Origin of the sequence: Robiginitalea sediminis, from assembly GCF_002198115.1 — a bacterium.
In the GTDB taxonomy this organism is placed as follows: Bacteria; Bacteroidota; Bacteroidia; order Flavobacteriales; family Flavobacteriaceae; genus Robiginitalea; species Robiginitalea sediminis.
Genome location: NZ_NGNR01000002.1, coordinates 251,396 through 269,394, shown reverse-complemented (window position 1 = coordinate 269,394; position 17,999 = coordinate 251,396). Strand labels below are relative to the sequence as shown.

Sequence of the window (17,999 nt, the reverse complement as noted above, 5' to 3'; positions counted from 1 at the left end):
ATGCCATCTGACTTGTTCCTTCAGCCTAATCGTTGAATCGTGTGATTCACCCGATAAAGTATCGCCAGTCCTCTGGTTCCGGGAAAAACGAATGCCACTTTTTTGAGGCAGGGCTACCACTCAGCGGATATTCCTTTGGTTTGTCCGGTACCCTTAGGGAAGCGAGAATTTATATGTAGATTTGGCCCATTCCAAATCCGCGCTGAGCGACTCAAGAAATTCCTCATACATGCCAGGTCGTTTCCAAAATTTCAGGGAGGTTCTGAAGCCTTTTTTCCAACCCGGACTCTTCCTCAACATGCTGGTGGTGGGATCGGTGGTTTTCCTGGTCAAAATTGTGGCCTTTTTTAAAGAGACCCTCGTGGGTTCCACCTTTGGCTTATCCGAATTTCTGGACACTTATTTCATCGCCCTTTTAATCCCTTCCTTTGTTCAGACGGTATTTATAGGTGCGCTGAAACAACTCTTCGTTCCCAACTATATCTACGAAATAAGCAGTACCCGGAAAATCAGGGAATTTCAGAGTTTTACCGTCCTGTGTCTTACCGCATTGGCGGCATTTATTTCGCTATGTGTCCTGGTATTGGTCTATTTTTTCCTGGAGGAATTCTTTGCCGGGCACACCGCATCGTACTACGACCTGGTCCGTAAGCAGTTTTACCTGGTGTTGCCCTGTATGCTCTTATGGGCCTATTCCGGATTCCTGTCCTCCCTTCTGGAGATTGAAAACAAATTTTTCCTTTCCACCATATCCGGGATTTTCACCCCCATGCTGACCATCCTTTTTGTCCTGTTCATGAGGGATACCCTAGGTGATTATGTCCTGGCTTATGGACTCCTGTGCGGGACGGGTGTCGAATTTACCTTCCTGCTCATTATTGCCCTCAGGCGGAAGATGCTGTCATTTGGCCCCATCCGGTTAAATGACAACATGAGAACCATGCTGCGTCAGTACCCCGCCAAGCTCACCTCTGGATTCCTGACCGGGGTGAATAATTTTGTAGATCAGTTTTTTGCATCGCAAATGGTTGTGGGCTCATTGGCGACCATCAAATACGGGATTAAGATCCCCACCTTCGTGGTTGGGATAATGGTACTCGCAATCGGAAATGTGCTGCTCCCCCATTTTTCCAGGCTTATGGCCAGGGATTTGCGCAAGGCAAGGGAATTACTCAAGAAAATCCTACTGCTCGTCTTCGGACTTGGCGCTTTTGTCTGCACCATCCTCATCCTGCTCTCCTACGATATTATTGCCCTGGTGTTCGAACGGGGTGCCTTCGACGCAGAAGACACCTCGGTAGTTGGGGCACTTCAGCAAATTGCGCTGATTTACGTGCCATTTTACCTCTGTACTTTGGTCTGTGTTAAATACCTCACAGCAGCCAACCGAAATGCCTTTATGGCGTGGGTTTCCTTCTGGAACATGCTCCTGAACCTCGCACTGAATTATATCCTGATTAAACTGTACGGTATTTATGGCCTGGTCCTCGCCACTACCATTGTTTATATCATTTGTTCTTTTATTTACGTTACATATTCGTTGAAAGGGAAATTCAACCATACAACACCGGCAGCAAGTAACTAATGAAGATCGATTTTATTATTAGTACCATAAGGGGTGGAGGCGCAGAACGTGTTATGAGTATCCTGGTGAATAAATTCTGCCAGGAAGGGCACCAGGTGCGGCTAATAACCTTCAAGGATGGGGAAGATGCATACCCCATAGACCCGCAGGTTCAACGCCTGCACTTCAACAAAAAAGTGCTTCCCAATGCCAAGATAAATGCGCTTTTCCACCTGGTCAGGCTTTATCGCAAAAAGGCGGACAGGCCGGATGCCGCTATTTCCTTTCTGACCCTGATGAATCTGGTTGCCATCCTGGCATGCCGGCTATTTCGAATCCCTGTGGTGGTTTCGGAACACAACAACCATCTGCAACTCGAAGCCCCGGCCTGGCTTACCAAACTGGCCTGGAAGAAAGTTTACCGCAAAGCAAACGCCGTTACCGTGCTCACCTCCTATGATATCCCTTTCTTCCGGGAACTGGGGTGCCAGGTTGCCGTAATGCCCAATCCGTGTACCTTTGTACCAGCAGTGGAGTATCATGCTCAGCGGAAGCAGGATATAGTCGCAGTTGGAAATCTGAACCGGTACCACCACAAGGGGTTCGACAACCTCCTGGAAATTGCCGGTCCCGTGCTCAGGGAAAGGCCTGACTGGCGGTTGCGCATCATTGGAGACGGGGCGGAAGGAAAACATTTCCTCTCTCAGCGCGTTAATGATTTGGGGTTGGAGTCTCAGGTTTCATTCCCGGGTTTCAGGTCGGATATCCAACCTATCCTGTTGGAATCGGCCATTTTTATCCTTCCCTCCCGCTTCGAAGGCCTGCCTATGGTACTCCTCGAAGCCCTTTCTCAGGGTACGGCGTGCATCGCATACGATTGCATTACGGGTCCCTCGGATATGATTGAACACCGCCAAAATGGCTTGCTGGTTCCAGACCAGGATATTAAAGCAATGCAACAGGAACTGGCAGCATTAATGGATAATAGGGAGCTCAGGGAAACCCTGGGCCGAAACGGCATAAGCAGCCTCGACCGCTATTCGACAGATGCCATTTACAGTCAATGGATGGGTCTTTTGGCAAAGGCGACACAATGACAAAACTTGTACGACTTTTATTTTTTGTCCCCCTTGTATTCAGCGTCCTGAATATACAGGCCTTCCTCGCCAAATTCAGCGGTGCCTCGGAAACCATTGTACAGGCCTTCGCCTACCTGAATGTAATCGTGGTCCTTTTCGGCGGTATCCTGTGGTTCCGGTACCGGGAAAAGTTTGCACCCGGTATTTACCTTTGGTTCTTTTTTTACCTCATCTATTTTTTTTTCGCCCTCATTGCCAACCTGGTACACGAAACAGAGCCTCACCGTTTACTGCCGAGCTTTATCCCGCTTATTTACCTCTGGGCTTTTGCCGTTTTCCTCAGCAATGAATCTTCCCAGTTCAAGGTTCGCAAACTCCTGATGGTCACGTTTGTGATTAGCTCTATGCTGACCATCCTGTTTTATTATTTCAATTTCTCCCTGGACTACGACGGAGTCTATGAATATGGTCTCAACCGCTCCGGGGGCGTCTATGGCGATGCGAACAATGCGTGCCTGTCTGCCATACTCGGGTTAATCCTCGTGAAGTATTATTTCGAGCCCAAAAGCCCAAGGGGCAGGCTACTCAAAACGGCTGCTGTCCTGATCTCCGTCTTCGCCATCCTGTTGACATTTTCGAAAACCGGTTTCCTGGTTTTAATTCTGGTAATGGCCATTATTTACAGGAAATGGTTCAATGCCAAGCGCTTTTTGTATTCAGCCATAGCCATACCTTCACTTCTGGTAATCCTGTACAGCACTGCAGTAAGCAAGGGGTGGCTCAATACCGCACAGTTGGAACGGGTGGATGATATTGTAAACGTCCTGACCTTCAACTACAGTGAAATAAACCTTTCGGAACGGGATGTCCTGCTCCGCAATATGATGGGGTACATCGAAGAGAATCCCATTCTGGGCAATGGCGTACAGTTTGGCGTAAGCATACGGGGCCATAATACGATAATCGGGGTTTGGGCCGATGCCGGTATTTTTGCCTTTCTCGCCTTTCTTGCCTTGTTGGCCTACTACTTGTTGGGATCGCTGCGCATAGCGGGAAAGTACCGCTTTATGGTATTCTGCCTGTTGCTTTCCATGTACGTCTACATGCTTAGCCTGCAAACGATAATAAATCAACCCTATTTGGTGGTGGTCTTTGTTTTTTGTGCCTACGAATTGCGAAAAGGTCAGTTGGCATCTGAAAAGACATCTGAAACCGTACATACCCCTGAAAAGGAAATCCAATTAAACCCATAGCATTGAACAACTCACAGTCCACATTTTTGCACGCCCTGAAAGCCGCTGTCGAAGCCGGAAAAGCCATCCTAGAAATCTACGAGTCCGACAGGGACTTCCAGGTCGAAGCCAAGGCGGACGACTCCCCCCTTACCATAGCGGACCAGGCCTCCAACGCCGTAATAATGGATTTTTTATCCCAAACGGAGTACCCCATTATTAGCGAGGAAAACAAACAACTCCCTTTTTCTGAGCGGAAAAACTGGAAAACCTGTTGGATTGTCGATCCGCTGGACGGCACCAAGGAATTCATCAAGAAAAATGGCGAGTTTACCGTAAATATTGCACTCTGCCATGGAGGAAGTCCTATCTTTGGGGTCATTTACGTACCGGTAAGCCGGGAATTGTACTACGGAGATGTGCGAAAAGGTAAGTCGTACAAAACCGTATTGGATGACAATCATCAGGCCCAAGGCGCGTTCTTTGGAGAGGCGGACCGGATTCATCCGGCCCCCGAGAAAAGTGAACTGGTGAGAGTGGTAGGCAGCCGGTCCCATATGAATGCCGAAACAGAGGCATTTATTGAGTCGATCCGCCCCAACTACCATGCAGTGGAAATAGTCAGTAAAGGCAGTTCACTTAAATTTTGCCTGGTGGCCGAAGGGCTCGCCGATGTGTACCCCCGGTACGCCCCAACCATGGAGTGGGATACGGCAGCCGGAAGCGCGATTGCAGAGGCTGTTGGCCTCAAGGTAATCGCACAGGATACCGCAGGGCCTCTGAAATACAATAAGGAAAACCTATTGAACCCGTATTTTCTCGTTCGCAAGTAATGTCCGATACCTCGTACAAACGACATATCGCCAAAACCATAACCTGGAGGGTCGTCGGTACCATCGATACCATCCTCATCTCCTGGTTCATTACGGGCAACCCCCTTACAGGCCTGAAAATCGGTTTTTCGGAAGTCGTTACCAAAATGCTCCTGTACTACCTGCACGAGCGACTCTGGTTCCGGGTCTCCATGCCGGAAAGCCAGAAACGGCACTTGCTTAAAACCGTTTCCTGGCGGATGATAGGAACCATGGATACCGTGGTCCTCTCCTGGATCATTTCAGGCAACCCCCTCACCGGGGTGAAAATCGGACTTGTGGAGGTCCTCTCCAAGATGATCCTGTATTATCTGCACGAAAGGGCCTGGTATAAAATCAATTTTGGCCTGGGTATCAGGCGTGGTAAAAAAGAGCTTCAATGAGCGAGAACATCGTCCCGCATACGTACGGCATTACCCGGAAGGAAAGGCGTTTGTCCAAAGGGCACCGTTCCTTCCTCGTTTTTTTTACCGGCCTTTCCGGCAGCGGTAAGTCTACCATAGCCAACGCCCTGGAACAAAAACTGCATGCAGAAGGCATACATACCTATGTGCTGGATGGAGATAATGTGCGCAAGGGCATCAACAAAAATCTGTCCTTCAGCCCCGAAGACCGGGAAGAAAACATCCGCAGGATAGGAGAGGTGGCCAACCTTTTTGTCGACGCAGGCCTGGTGGCCCTGGCTGCATTCGTGGCACCTTATAACAAGGACCGGGAAGCCATCCGGCAACTGGTGGGAGCAGATCACTATGTGGAGGTATTCGTCAACACCAGCCTGGAAGTCTGCGAGGCACGGGATGTTAAAGGCCTTTACGCCAAGGCGCGCCGGGGCGAAATAAAAAACATGACTGGGATTTCGGCTCCTTATGAAGCTCCTAAAAATCCGGATATAGAAATTACAGACCAGCTGAGTATCGAAGCTGCGGTAAATGCTATTTATCAAAATATCAAGCCTAAACTAGCACTCAACCATGAGTAAATATTATCTGAATTACCTGGACGAACTGGAGTCCGAAGCCATTTTTATCCTCAGGGAGGTATGGGCACAATTCCAGAACCCCGTTATCCTGTTTTCAGGGGGAAAAGATTCTATTGTGGTAACCCACCTGGCCAAAAAGGCCTTTTACCCTTCCAAGATTCCTTTTGCCCTGATGCACGTAGATACAGGGCATAATTTCCCGGAAACCATCAAATTCCGGGACGACCTTATTGAGAGCCTTGGGGCACGCCTTATTGTAGGCTCGGTTCAGGAATCCATCGACCAGGGGCGCGTAGCCGAGGAAAAAGGCAAGAACGCCACCCGGAATGCCCTGCAAATCACTACCCTTTTGGATGCCATAGAGGAGCACAAGGTAGATTGCGCCATTGGGGGTGGCCGACGGGACGAGGAAAAGGCCCGTGCCAAGGAACGCTTCTTCTCCCACCGGGACGACTTCGGCCAATGGGACCCGAAAAACCAGCGGCCAGAGCTTTGGAACCTGTTCAATGGTAAGTATTTCGAAGGGGAGCATTTCCGTGCGTTCCCGATCAGTAACTGGACCGAGATGGATGTATGGAATTACATCCTCCGGGAAAATATTGAAATTCCCTCCCTGTATTTCGCCCATGAGCGCGAAGTGATCTGGCGGAACAATTCCTGGATTCCGAAATCCGAGTATCTCGTTCTGGACGGAAAAGAGGAAATCGTCACCAGGAAAGTGCGGTTCCGCACCCTGGGGGACATCACCATTACCGGCGGGATTGAGTCCGACGCAGACACCCTGGAAAAAATCGTTCAGGAAGTGGCCGCCATGCGGCAGACCGAACGCGGTAACCGCGCAGACGACAAGCGCTCGGAAACCGCCATGGAAGACCGCAAGAAACAAGGATATTTCTAAACTGGGAGACAGACAGCATCTTATGGAACTTAATAATAGTCAATTACTTAGATTTACAACTGCGGGAAGTGTCGATGACGGGAAAAGTACCCTTATCGGAAGGCTCCTGTACGATTCCAAATCCATATTCGAAGACCAGCTGGAGGCCGTGGAAAGCACCAGCAAGCAAAAAGGGCACGCAGGTGTAGACCTTGCCCTCTTTACGGATGGCCTCAGGGACGAACGGGAACAGGGGATTACCATCGATGTAGCCTACCGCTACTTCACTACCCCTAAAAGGAAGTTCATCATTGCCGATACCCCAGGCCACATCCAGTATACGCGGAACATGGTGACAGGGGCCTCTACGGCAAATGCCGCCATTATCCTGGTGGATGCCCGCCACGGGGTCATCGAGCAGACCAAAAGACATGCCTTTATTGCCTCCCTGCTCAATATCCCGCACGTGATCGTATGTATCAACAAGATGGACCTGGTGGACTTCAAAGAAGATGTGTACCAGAAAATCATCAACCAGTTCGAGGAATTTGCCTCTAAGATGCTGATCCCGGACATTCGTTTTATCCCCATTAGTGCCCTGTTGGGGGACAATGTGGTGAACCGCTCCGAGCATATGGACTGGTACCAGGGGGCTCCCCTGCTCCACACCCTGGAGACCATGCACATCAGCAGCGACATCAACAAAGTGGATGCGCGTTTCCCGGTCCAGACCGTGCTGAGGCCACAGAGCAAGGAATTCGTCGATTATCGCGGGTATGCCGGCCGCATGGCCAGTGGCGTACTGCGAGTGGGCGACGAGATCTGCGTGCTGCCCTCGGGCTTTACCTCCCGCATCAAGGGGATTGACGGTGCCCAGGGCCCGCTCAAAGAGTGTTTTGCCCCCCAGTCTGTGTCCATCACCCTGGAAGACGATATCGATATCAGCCGGGGAGACATGATTGTGCGTTCCAACAACCAGCCGGAAGCCACCCAGGACCTGGAGGTCATGCTTTGCTGGCTAAACGACAAACCGGCAAGGCCAAGGGCAAAGTATACGGTCATGCACACCTCCAACGAACAAAAAGCTATGATCAAGGAGGTCATTTACAAGATCGACATCCATACCCTAAACCGAGTTTCGGACGATACCGAGCTGAACATGAATGATATCTGCAAGGTAAAAATCCGAACCACCAAACCCCTGATGGTAGACGATTACAGGGAAAACCGAACCACCGGGAGCATCATCCTCATAGACGATGCCACCAATGAGACGGTGGCGGCGGGGATGTTGGTATAGATCCTTTCCCATGGCTGACCTTAAAATGGCTCCGTCCGTAACACGGGTAGACTTCCTCATCAACAAGATGACTGCCGGGGGTGCCGAACGCGTCATCTCCCTGTTGGCCAACCACCTGTGCCAGGACCCGGCTTACAGGGTTCGCGTCATAACCTTTCAGGGAGAGGATGCCTATCCTTTGGACGAGCGGGTAGAACGGGTTCGGCTGCACCGGGTTTTCCTGTTCCGGTCGGTAGTTGTTAACGGGTTCTTCCAATTGCTCTGGTTTTACCGCAAAAAGAAGAACAGGCCGGATGTCATGAGCTCCCACATCGACTTGTTGGGCTACCTGACTATTCCGGTTGCCTTCTTTTACGGAATCCCACTTATCGTTTCCGAACACAATAACCACAAGGCAAACAATTCCCGCTGGCAAAGGTTCCTCTGGAATTACCTGTACCGCATTCCGAAAGCAGTTACCATCCTGACCGGATATGACCTGGAACATTTCCGGAAGAAGAACAGGCGGGTTGTGGTAATGCCCAATCCCTGCACCTTTCCGTTATTTAATGCACCTGCCGGCCATACCCGAAGAAGGGAAATCCTGTCCATTGGCAGTCTTAACCGGTATCACCAGAAGGGGTACGACAACCTCATCCCCATTATGGCGGAGGTTTTGCCCCACTTTCCGGAATGGAAACTTAAAATGGTAGGCGGCGGTGACCAGGGAAAAGCCCTTTTGGAATCCCTGGTACAGAAACACGGGCTAAAAGGGCAAATCGAGTTTATGGGGATTCGTTCCGATGTACAGGAACTCCTCCGATGTGCGGAAATCTTTATCCTCCCTTCCCGTTTTGAAGGATTACCCATGGTGTTGCTGGAGGCGATGTCCCAGGGGATCGCTTGTATTTCATACGACTGCGTCTCCGGGCCATCAGATGTGATCGCCGGAGGCGAAAACGGGGTGTTGGTCCCGGATCAACAACCCGCCAAAATGGTAGAGTCCCTGAAGGAGCTGATGTCAGATGAGGGCCTGAGGCGGAAATACCAACAAAACGCTCCATTGGCCATGGATAAATTTTCCCTGGAACAGGTGGGCCATTCCTGGAAAACCCTCATCCGGGAAGTTCTGAACGATACCAAACCCCAGCATTGAAGCATGGATTCGAATAACCCCATAAGGGTATTACAGGTTTTAACCACTATGAACCGGGGTGGTGCGGAAACCATGGTTATGAATTACTACAGGAATATTGACCGTACAAAAGTACAGTTCGATTTTCTGTTGCACCGCCCGGACCGGGGCGCATACGATGATGAAATCGAATCCCTCGGTGGGAGGATATTCCGGATGCCTGCGATATCTCCCCGGAATTACTTCCGGTATAAGCGGGCTTTAAAGCGTTTCTTTGACCAGCACGGAGCGCAGTACCTCATTGTGCACTCCCATCTCAATGCCCTTAGTTATTTGGTTTTAGGGGCGGCCAAAGGGATTGTCCCCACACGGATTTCCCATAGCCACACCAGTTTGAACCCCTGGTCCATCTTCAGGGTTTTCAGTCCGGAAGCAGACAAGGCCCTTGTACTTAAAAGCTTTATGTACCACCACATACGCAGGCGTTGCCGCCGGGTGGCCAGCGACTATTTTGCCTGCGGGGAAAAAGCGTCGGACTGGCTTTATGGGAAGGCGCTTCGGGAACGCGTGACCATCCTGCCCAATGCCATCGATACGGGCCTTTTCGCCCTCGACCCCGAGAAACGGAAACAGGTACGCAAAGATTTGGGCCTCGCAGACGCTCTGACCGTCGTACACGTTGGAAGGTTTGACGAACCCAAGAACCACCACTTCCTGATCCGCGTCTTTCATGCCCTCCTGGAAAAGGACCGGGAGGCCAGATTATTGCTCATAGGGACAGGTAAATTACAGCCTGCCATCCGAAAGGCGGCAGCGGATAAAGGGATTTCCGAAGCCATCCGGTTTCTTGGCGTGCGCTCCGACATCCCGGAATTACTGATGGCCGCAGATGTCTTTCTTTTTCCTTCCCTGTACGAAGGATTGCCCGTCACCCTGGTGGAAGCCCAGGCCTCCGGGCTGCCGATCCTGGCCTCGGACCGCGTAACACAGGAAATCAATGTAACCGGTCTGGTGGAATACCTCTCTCTGGAAACCAATCCGGACGTATGGGCAGCTAAAATCCTGGAAAAAAGAGATATACGGGACCCATCCGCAACCCAGGGCGTAGTGGACGCCAATTATGACATTCAGGCCAATGCCCGATTTTTGATGGAATACTATATGAACAAAGCCCGGGAATAAACCGGTCGTAAAACCAGCTCTTAGCAGATGAACTTGCTCATCATCTCCTCCATATCCCAATCCCTCATCAATTTCCGGGGGGACCTGATCGCAGATTTTATCGCGAACAGGTATACTGTCCATTGCGCCTCCCCGGAATTCCAAGCCGACCACAGGGAACAGTTGGAGGCAATGGGGGCGATTTGTCACTCTATTCCCCTGTCCCGGAAGGGATTAAACCCCCTTAAGGACCTGGAAAGTATACGTTTTCTGAAGCGTCTGATGCAGGATAACCATATAGACCTGGTATTCCCCTATACCATAAAACCGGTCATTTATGGTTCCATCGCGGCAGGGCAAAGCGGTGTTCCAGCCATTTCCTTGATTACCGGACTCGGGTTTACCTTTAGCAAGTCTACCTTTAAATCGCGGATACTCCAAAAAGTAACCGAAAGGCTTTATCGGTTTGCATTGCGCAAAAACAGGGCGGTAATATTCCAGAACCGGGACGATCTCGAGCTCTTTCGGCAAAAAAGGATTGTTGGAAAAAAACAGGTTTGCCATGTGGTGAATGGTTCCGGGATTAATCTGGAACGCTTTAAATACAGGGAGCCCAGACCTTCAAAAGATGCCCCCGTCTCCTTTGTGATGATCGCACGGCTGATCCCTGAAAAAGGGGTGGAACTATACCTGCAGGCCTGTCAGTACATCAAAGAAAAATATCCGAACACGCAGTTTACCCTGATCGGATACGTACCCGAGTTCAAGGGAGCTGAAGCCCTGCAAGCCAAAATAGACCGTCTGCACCATTCGGGCAGCCTTAATTTTGTAGGCCCTACCCGAAACATATATCCTTACCTGAAAGAGCACGATGTTTTTGTGCTGCCCACCTATTATCGCGAGGGTGTGCCCCGCTCCATCCTGGAAGCCCTTTCCGTGGGGTTGCCCATCGTTACGACCAATGAACCGGGGTGCAGGGAAACGGTGACCAGCGGGGAGAACGGCTTCCTGATCCCCTCCAGGGATTTGGGGGCGCTGAAAAATGCAATGACCCATTTTGCGGAAAACCCCGAAGATGTCATCCGCATGGGAAATGCAAGCTATGCCCTGGCTACTGGTAAGTTCGACGTTAAGATCATCAACCGCCAGACCCTCGAAATCCTGAAAAAGGGCCTGAATGAGGTAACTGCTTAATCCGTTTACGTATGTACGATGCCCTAAAATATTTCCTGGACGTGCTGGTAGCCCTGATGGTTTTGCTCCTGGCCAGTCCTGTCATAGTAGTGATTTGGTTGTTGCTGCTTGTAGCCAACCAGGGGAAACCCTTTTTCTTCCAGCAGCGGCCGGGCAAGGACGAGCGTATTTTCACTATAGTGAAATTCAAAACCATGAACGACCGGAAGGATGAACAGGGTAACCTGCTGCCGGATGGGGAACGTCTGACCCCTGTGGGCAGGTTTGTACGGAAGACCTCCCTGGACGAATTGCCGCAGTTATTTAATGTCTTGAAGGGCGATATGAGCCTGGTTGGGCCAAGGCCCCTCCACGTTCGGTACCTGCCCAGGTACAATGACTTTCAGAAGCGACGGCACGAGGTTCGACCCGGTATTACGGGCTGGGCTCAGGTAAACGGGAGAAACGCCATAGCATGGGATGAGAAGTTCCGCCTCGATGTCTGGTATGTAGACCACCGCTCCTTCCTGCTGGACTTGCGGATCCTCTGGATGACCGTACTCAAAGTCCTCAGGTCGGAAGGTATTTCGGCAGAAGGGCAGGCAACAGCTGAAGAGTTTATGGGCTCTTCCGGGGGAAAGGCTTAAGCGTCGGGCTGCTTAACCTGATTATGGATAGGGTTCTCAAGGGCTAATAATCTGATTTTGTGCGATTATCGTCGATTATCAGATCCCTTTTTCCATGAAAGCCAGATGGCATTCGTACCTTAGTGGACGACACTAAGACCCGGTAGCAAAGAGGGCGTTTACCTCCGCGTTCGCTATATATGATGAGTCTGATGAAGCAGCAGCTTCGGGAGGGCTACTCCCGTTTAGCGAATCGGAACACACAATAGTCCGGGTTCCTGTCACACGGGGATACTTATGCTGAAAATATTCCGTTATACTTCGGAGCCGATAGCGTAACATAATATGAAAACAGTAATGATCTTAGGGGGAGCCAAAGGCGTGGGACGAGAAATCCTCCAGAGCTGCCTCTCCAAGGGCTATAATGTATCATTCTGTGGCCGGAGCGCCGAGGAGGGCCAAGCCATCGTTCGGGAAAGCGGCTGTGCGGACCGCCTCTACTTCCATGAACTGGACTTAAACAGTAGTAGCGGAATTGAAGATTACTACCACCGCACCCTGGAACGGTTTCAGAAGATCGACGCCCTTATCCTCTATGCCGGAATAACCCCAGTGGCCAGCATAATCGATACCGAAGAGGACCTCTTCGACCGTGTTTTCAATATCAACCTGAAAGCGCCCTACTTCCTGGTCAAACATGTGTTGCGTACCATGATGGAACAACAATCGGGCTCAATCGTATTTTTCGGATCGGCACATATGGACTACGGACAGGAGGACCGGGCCGCATATGCCCTGACCAAGAGTACCCTGTACACCCTGTCGACGCACATTGCACACCACTATGCCAAATACGGGATCCGATCAAATTACCTGGTCATGGGCTGGACACCCACGGAAGGAGAACTGGAACTGCGCGAAAAGGAAGGGGTAAGTGAAGAAGAATTGAAAAATGAAGCGGCGGGCATAATCCCCATGGGCCGCATGCTGAACCGGTTTGACCCGGTGCCTGCGGTGATGTATTTCATCTCGGATGATTCCCGGATGACAACCGGCTCGCTGCTGCGGGTAACGGGGGGCGAATTTATTTAATGCCTGTAGCCACGATCCCATTCAGACGAAACAGCACCATGGAATGGGAAGTAATAAAAAACAGATACTGACTTCAAATCATAAAAGCTAAAAACAATACCGTTGAATACCGCTCAAATAAGTGTAATCGTACCCATCTTCCGGATCGCCAAGTATCTGCCGAAATGCGTAGACAGCCTTCTGGAGCAGTCCTTCCGGGATTTTGAGTTAATCCTGGTAGACGATGGGAGTCCCGATAGTTGTCCCAAAATCTGTGATGACTATGCCCTTCGGGATTCCCGTGTTAAAGTAATTCACAAACCCAACGGGGGGCTTGTCAGCGCGCGAAAGGCTGGCCTGAGACAAGCAACCGGGAAATACATCGCCTTTGTAGACGGAGACGACTGGGTGGATAAATACTACCTGGATGTCCTATACAAGCTTGCCGAAGCGAATCAGTCCGACCTTGTGGTTACGGGACAGTTCAGGGAATTCAATGGGAAAATTGAAACCATAAAACCGAAAAAAGCAGGGGTGTTCCATAGGGCGGAAATCGAAAACGAAATCCTGCCCAATGCCATTTACAATGGCCGGTTTTGCGAACACGGGCTATCCACTTACGTATGGAATAAACTCTTTAAAAAGGAGCTTCTGGAGCAGGTGTTGTACGACGTGCCCAATGAGGTAATCATGGGGGAAGACGCCGCCATTACTTACGCCTACCTGGCCCTGTGTCATACCCTGACCATAAGCCGCATTCCTCTTTATTACTACAGACAAAGGCACGACTCCATTGTTAAATCCATCGAGAACCCTCAGATGGAATACTACCGGTTGGGGTTGCTGATGCACTTTTTGAAAACCAAACTGCAACCCGTACTGGACGATAAGAACCTCGATGAACAAATCCGGTATTACCTGTATTCCCAGATCCTTGTCCGTTCCGGCGGACTGGTTTACGACGGGGAAGGGAAGCTGATTTTCAATCCTTTCCTGGATGTGAAATCGCATTCCAGACTGGTCGTTTACAGTTCCGGTTCGTTTGGGCAACACATCCTGACCACCAACAGCAAACAGAAGTTTTTCCAAATCGTCAAGTGGATAGACCTGGACTACCATAAGCTCCATGTAGGAGACATATATGTCAAGCCCATCAGTGCCATAAACAATGACGCCTTCGACAACCTCATAATTGCCACCATTAACCCGTCCAATTACGATACCATCAAAACCGAACTTAAATTGATGGGGATTGACGAGGCGAAGATTGTAAAAATCAATACCGACTTGGAGGTCATCGGAACTTTGCTGCATAAACTGGGGTTTGATGACGAATTCAGATTCCGGGCCAATACGGAAACATCCAACGAAAAAGCCCTGTAAACCTCACCACACCCTAATGGGAGTAATTGATAGAAGATAAGTACGTATGAAGAAAATTATGATCCTTGGCGGGAACCCGGAAACGGCAACGCTTGTAGACAGGTCTCTTGCCATGGGAATCTATACCATAGTGGTAGATATGGGGCAGGGATCTCCTGCCAAACGCAACGCCTCGGAAAGCTACGATATTGACGTTTTTGAGGTGGATACTATTGTGGCGCTTGCACGGAAACTGGAAGTGGATGCCGTATTGGTGGGGGTAGCCGATATCCTGGTGAAACCCTACAAGGAGATTTGCGATAAGCTGGGGCTCCCCTGCTACGCGACCAACGAGGCGGTGGAGGCTTTCTGCAGCAAAGATGGTTTTAAGCGCTACTGCAAAGCGTATAATATCCAGGACATCCCTGGGATATACCTTCATAAATCGGACCCTATAGACCTGCCCGAAGGCCTTACCTACCCTCTGATGATAAAGCCCGTAGACAGCGGGGGCGGTGTTGGGATGAAAATCTGCCGGGACGAAGCCGATTACAAGGCCTCGGTAAAAACGGCCCTGCAGCATTCCAAAAAAGGAGTGGTCCTGGTTGAAAAATACATGGATTGCGACGATATGGCTGTGTATTACACCTTCCGCAATGGTGTACCCTATATTTCGGCATTATCGGACCGGTTTACCACCAAGAGGCAAGGGGATGCGAGCCCAGTTTGCATTGCCGCTGTATATCCTTCCAAGTATTCCGAACTGTTTCTCAGGGAGGTACACCCCAAGTTGAGTGAACTGTTCAAAGGCCTGAAAATCCAGAATGGGGTTTTAAACATCCAGTTCTTTGTGGAGGACGGCGTTATCTATGCGTACGACCCCGGGTTTAGGCTTCAGGGAGAGGCCCCGGATTTCCATTTAAAACACATCTTCGGTTTCGACCACCGCGAGATGCTCGTCAACTACGCCTTTACAGGGGTGATGGGAGATGCAGACTTCCCGGAGGAACACCATTATACATACAAAGGAAAGTCTGCCTGCACCATCTGGGTCCTGCTCAAAGGTGGGAAGATCGGATCTATAGAGGGCCTTGACGAAATTAAGGCAGACCCGGCGGTTCACTTCGTCCTGGAACGGTTCAAAACCGGGGATGAGGTAAAGCAAGAATGGCTGGGCACCGAAAGGCAGGTGTATGCCCGGATGTATCTGGTGGCTCCTTCCATTTCAGAGGTAAATAACAGAATTGAACGTTTCCGGGATCTCCTGAAAATCAAGGATGACCATGGCCAGGATATGATACTGGAATGGATACGCCCCTTTAAAGAATCCGATTATAAATAACATTGTATCGAATGGACAACCTGTTCGTTAACCATTTCCTAAAGACCGAATAAGGCGCTAACGCCTCACATGCCAAATCTGGAATCTGAAATGAAATTAAGCATAGTTATCCCGCTTTACAACAAGGAAAAATACATAGAAAGGTGTTTGAAAAGCCTTCTGGAGCAAGACCTCGGCGAAGACCAGTATGAACTGGTTATTGTGGACGATGGCTCGAAGGATGACGGTGGACGAATCGTAGAGCGCTACGCAGCGAAACATCCCAATATTCAGTTTTTCACCCAGAAAAATGCAGGGCCCAGCGCAGCACGGAACAAAGGCCTGGCAGCCTCAAAAGGGAATTATATCTACTTCCTGGATGCAGATGATTTCCTCGCTACAAATGTATTGGGAGAAGTACTGGCCACTGCGGAAAAGAACAACCTGGAAATCCTGGAGTTCAATACCAAGGAAATCAGGGAAGGGACGGATGTTGCATCGATAACCAAGGAGCCTGGGGACCCTTCAGTGACTGTACTGGATGGTGTAAGCTATATAGGCGAACACGGGTTCAGGAATGAAGCCTGGCGTTATATTGTACACCGGGATTTACTGAAGCAGACCGGTATTGCCTTCATTGAAGGTACTCTTTACGAGGATGTGATATTTACGGCCAGCCTCTTTCTGGAAGCCAAACGCATGGGAAAGGCTAACCTCGATGTACACCGCTATGTGACCGTGGAAAATTCCATAGTAACCAGCCGGGATGCCGCGCATAACCTGAGGTTTATAAACGGGATGGTTTATGCCATTGAAAAGATCAAAGGTATGATCCAGAACCTGGACCCTTCCCATGGGAGTTACAAGCAGGTGGTAGAGAAATTAAAATCAAGGCAATATGCCTTTGTTTTTGCATTGTTAATTCGGACCTTTAAACACAATCTTCTCGACCGTAAGGAACTCAACGCTATTCTGGATAAACTGAATATGCTGGAGGCTTATCCCATCGATACCCGTATCGGTATCGGACATGGCTCCACTGTTCACAACAAGATATTTGTACCCATATTCAACACAAAACCTATACTCTTTACAAGTTTGTTTTTCAGAAGGTTAGCTTCCTGATTTACCCCATGAAACGTTCTTGTGTGCGCTGGGAAAGAGGATGAACCGAAACCCGGCGAACCGCCCTGTAAAATAGAAGAATCAGTAAACAGGATGATTCAGATCATCGAAGATAGAGCCCAATGGAATGCCCTGCTTGCCAGTTGTTGCATAGCAGATTTCTACCATTCCTACGACTTCCATACCCTGGACAGGAAGGCAAGCGAAAAAGCCATCCTTTTCCACTATAAGGATAATGGGCTAACCGTCTTGTTACCTCTGCTCCTTAGGGAAATAGAAGGGACACCCTACCTGGATGCCACATCGGTATACGGGTATGCAGGGCCCTTGTGGTGTGGGTCTTTTAACCTGGAACAAGCCCGCCGCTTTCAACAGGTTTTACAAGAAAACCTTAAGGAATTAAACATTGTTTCCCTGTTCTCACGCCTCCACCCCTACCTCCCAAAACAGCGGAAGCTGCTTACTGGCATGGGGGAGATCGAGACCCTGGGGAAGGTGGTTAACATCGATATCACCCTGAGCCCGGAAGAGCAGTGGAGCCACATAAGCAACCGTTTCAGGTCCTACATTAACAAAGCCAGGCGGCTTTACAAAATCCGAGAGGGAAAAAACCAGGAAGACCTACATGTTTTTATCCGACTCTACGAGGATACCATGCGGCGCCTGGAAGCCAAGCCCAATTACTTTTTCAACAAGGATTACTACCAAGGCCTCTTCAGGAATGAGGCGTTCGAAACTACTGTGTTGCTTGCAGAGGACCCGGCTAACGGAAAGGTCATATCCGGTGCCATGTTTATAAGCAGTGGGGAAATAGTGCAATATCACCTATCCGGCACCGATTCCGACTACATGAAACTCCATCCCGTAAAACTGCTGATCGATGAAATGCGGGTACGGGCCACAGCCCAGGGGAAACGCTATTTCAACCTCGGGGGCGGGCTTGGCGGGTCGGAGGACTCCCTTTTTGAATTCAAATCCCGTTTCAGCAAGGATTTCAGGGACTTCGAAGTCTGGAAATACATCAGTAACCCTGAGGTCTATAAATCCCTGTCGGTGAACCGCCTGCCTGCCGATTGCAAGAAGGATTTCAACACCTGTAAACACTTTTTCCCGTGTTACCGGTGTGCACATCATACTCCCTAG

General features: G+C 50.0%; 17 protein-coding genes. All 17 read left to right on the top strand.

The features are described from left to right. The first annotated feature begins 229 nt into the window (after positions 1 to 229). The 17 genes from murJ to CA832_RS07405 all read left to right on the top strand — a co-directional run bounded on the left by murJ (position 230) and on the right by CA832_RS07405 (position 17,999). Complete coding sequence (murJ, locus tag CA832_RS07485; protein WP_088340966.1) at positions 230 to 1,585, top strand: murein biosynthesis integral membrane protein MurJ; 1,356 nt, start codon at positions 230 to 232, stop codon at positions 1,583 to 1,585. After that, a complete protein-coding gene (locus CA832_RS07480) occupies positions 1,585 to 2,661 on the top strand; it encodes a glycosyltransferase family 4 protein (protein WP_088340965.1) in 1,077 nt (358 codons plus the stop codon). The genes murJ and CA832_RS07480 overlap by 1 nt, the downstream gene beginning before the upstream one ends. Next, entirely contained in the window at positions 2,658 to 3,896 is a 1,239-nt protein-coding gene (locus CA832_RS07475) for an O-antigen ligase family protein (RefSeq protein ID WP_088340964.1), read from the top strand. Before CA832_RS07480 ends, CA832_RS07475 begins: the two co-directional genes overlap by 4 nt. Positions 3,897 to 3,898: 2 nt before the next feature. After that, positions 3,899 to 4,708, top strand: a complete 810-nt coding sequence (cysQ, locus tag CA832_RS07470) for a 3'(2'),5'-bisphosphate nucleotidase CysQ (protein ID WP_088340963.1) — start codon at positions 3,899 to 3,901, stop codon at positions 4,706 to 4,708. After that, complete coding sequence (locus tag CA832_RS07465) at positions 4,708 to 5,130, top strand: DUF2061 domain-containing protein (RefSeq protein ID WP_088340962.1); 423 nt, start codon at positions 4,708 to 4,710, stop codon at positions 5,128 to 5,130. Before cysQ ends, CA832_RS07465 begins: the two co-directional genes overlap by 1 nt. Continuing rightward, the gene (gene cysC, locus CA832_RS07460) at positions 5,127 to 5,726 is read left to right on the top strand and encodes an adenylyl-sulfate kinase (RefSeq protein ID WP_088340961.1); all 600 of its coding nucleotides are present in this window, start codon (positions 5,127 to 5,129) and stop codon (positions 5,724 to 5,726) included. The genes CA832_RS07465 and cysC overlap by 4 nt, the downstream gene beginning before the upstream one ends. Continuing rightward, positions 5,719 to 6,624 carry a sulfate adenylyltransferase subunit CysD gene (gene cysD, locus CA832_RS07455; RefSeq protein ID WP_088340960.1) on the top strand — a complete coding sequence of 302 codons (906 nt, stop codon included), beginning with the start codon at positions 5,719 to 5,721 and terminating at the stop codon, positions 6,622 to 6,624. The genes cysC and cysD overlap by 8 nt, the downstream gene beginning before the upstream one ends. A 22-nt stretch (positions 6,625 to 6,646) precedes the next feature. Further along, on the top strand, positions 6,647 to 7,903 hold the full coding sequence (locus tag CA832_RS07450) for a sulfate adenylyltransferase subunit 1 (protein ID WP_088340959.1): 1,257 nt from the start codon (positions 6,647 to 6,649) through the stop codon (positions 7,901 to 7,903). Between the two features lie 10 nt (positions 7,904 to 7,913). Further along, the gene (locus CA832_RS07445) at positions 7,914 to 9,038 is read left to right on the top strand and encodes a glycosyltransferase family 4 protein (protein WP_158211900.1); all 1,125 of its coding nucleotides are present in this window, start codon (positions 7,914 to 7,916) and stop codon (positions 9,036 to 9,038) included. Between the two features lie 3 nt (positions 9,039 to 9,041). Further along, positions 9,042 to 10,199: a glycosyltransferase family 1 protein gene (locus CA832_RS07440; RefSeq protein ID WP_088340957.1), complete on the top strand. Its 1,158-nt coding sequence runs from the start codon at positions 9,042 to 9,044 to the stop codon at positions 10,197 to 10,199. 27 nt (positions 10,200 to 10,226) lie between these two features. Further along, the gene (locus tag CA832_RS07435) at positions 10,227 to 11,372 is read left to right on the top strand and encodes a glycosyltransferase family 4 protein (RefSeq protein WP_088340956.1); all 1,146 of its coding nucleotides are present in this window, start codon (positions 10,227 to 10,229) and stop codon (positions 11,370 to 11,372) included. A gap of 11 nt (positions 11,373 to 11,383) precedes the next feature. Continuing rightward, positions 11,384 to 11,998: a sugar transferase gene (locus tag CA832_RS07430; protein ID WP_088340955.1), complete on the top strand. Its 615-nt coding sequence runs from the start codon at positions 11,384 to 11,386 to the stop codon at positions 11,996 to 11,998. A gap of 324 nt (positions 11,999 to 12,322) precedes the next feature. Then, on the top strand, positions 12,323 to 13,069 hold the full coding sequence (locus CA832_RS07425) for an SDR family NAD(P)-dependent oxidoreductase (RefSeq protein WP_088340954.1): 747 nt from the start codon (positions 12,323 to 12,325) through the stop codon (positions 13,067 to 13,069). A 102-nt stretch (positions 13,070 to 13,171) separates the two neighbouring features. Further along, positions 13,172 to 14,431 carry a glycosyltransferase family 2 protein gene (locus tag CA832_RS07420; protein ID WP_088340953.1) on the top strand — a complete coding sequence of 420 codons (1,260 nt, stop codon included), beginning with the start codon at positions 13,172 to 13,174 and terminating at the stop codon, positions 14,429 to 14,431. 46 nt (positions 14,432 to 14,477) lie between these two features. Continuing rightward, positions 14,478 to 15,752 carry an ATP-binding protein gene (locus CA832_RS07415; protein ID WP_088340952.1) on the top strand — a complete coding sequence of 425 codons (1,275 nt, stop codon included), beginning with the start codon at positions 14,478 to 14,480 and terminating at the stop codon, positions 15,750 to 15,752. A 90-nt stretch (positions 15,753 to 15,842) separates the two neighbouring features. Next, positions 15,843 to 16,856 carry a glycosyltransferase gene (locus tag CA832_RS07410; RefSeq protein ID WP_088341402.1) on the top strand — a complete coding sequence of 338 codons (1,014 nt, stop codon included), beginning with the start codon at positions 15,843 to 15,845 and terminating at the stop codon, positions 16,854 to 16,856. A gap of 93 nt (positions 16,857 to 16,949) precedes the next feature. Next, positions 16,950 to 17,999, top strand: coding sequence for a lipid II:glycine glycyltransferase FemX (locus tag CA832_RS07405; RefSeq protein ID WP_088340951.1), 1,050 nt, complete (start codon positions 16,950 to 16,952; stop codon positions 17,997 to 17,999).

Bases quoted from the DNA above. Each gene is read 5' to 3' on its own strand.
- murJ (WP_088340966.1), top strand. From the start codon at position 230: ATGCCAGGTCGTTTCCAAAATTTCAGGGAGGTTCTGAAGCCTTTTTTC.
- CA832_RS07480 (WP_088340965.1), top strand. From the start codon at position 1,585: ATGAAGATCGATTTTATTATTAGTACCATAAGGGGTGGAGGCGCAGAA.
- CA832_RS07475 (WP_088340964.1), top strand. From the start codon at position 2,658: ATGACAAAACTTGTACGACTTTTATTTTTTGTCCCCCTTGTATTCAGC.
- CA832_RS07465 (WP_088340962.1), top strand. From the start codon at position 4,708: ATGTCCGATACCTCGTACAAACGACATATCGCCAAAACCATAACCTGG.
- cysC (WP_088340961.1), top strand. From the start codon at position 5,127: ATGAGCGAGAACATCGTCCCGCATACGTACGGCATTACCCGGAAGGAA.
- cysD (WP_088340960.1), top strand. From the start codon at position 5,719: ATGAGTAAATATTATCTGAATTACCTGGACGAACTGGAGTCCGAAGCC.
- CA832_RS07450 (WP_088340959.1), top strand. From the start codon at position 6,647: ATGGAACTTAATAATAGTCAATTACTTAGATTTACAACTGCGGGAAGT.
- CA832_RS07445 (WP_158211900.1), top strand. From the start codon at position 7,914: ATGGCTGACCTTAAAATGGCTCCGTCCGTAACACGGGTAGACTTCCTC.
- CA832_RS07440 (WP_088340957.1), top strand. From the start codon at position 9,042: ATGGATTCGAATAACCCCATAAGGGTATTACAGGTTTTAACCACTATG.
- CA832_RS07435 (WP_088340956.1), top strand. From the start codon at position 10,227: ATGAACTTGCTCATCATCTCCTCCATATCCCAATCCCTCATCAATTTC.
- CA832_RS07430 (WP_088340955.1), top strand. From the start codon at position 11,384: ATGTACGATGCCCTAAAATATTTCCTGGACGTGCTGGTAGCCCTGATG.
- CA832_RS07425 (WP_088340954.1), top strand. From the start codon at position 12,323: ATGAAAACAGTAATGATCTTAGGGGGAGCCAAAGGCGTGGGACGAGAA.
- CA832_RS07415 (WP_088340952.1), top strand. From the start codon at position 14,478: ATGAAGAAAATTATGATCCTTGGCGGGAACCCGGAAACGGCAACGCTT.
- CA832_RS07410 (WP_088341402.1), top strand. From the start codon at position 15,843: ATGAAATTAAGCATAGTTATCCCGCTTTACAACAAGGAAAAATACATA.
- CA832_RS07405 (WP_088340951.1), top strand. From the start codon at position 16,950: ATGATTCAGATCATCGAAGATAGAGCCCAATGGAATGCCCTGCTTGCC.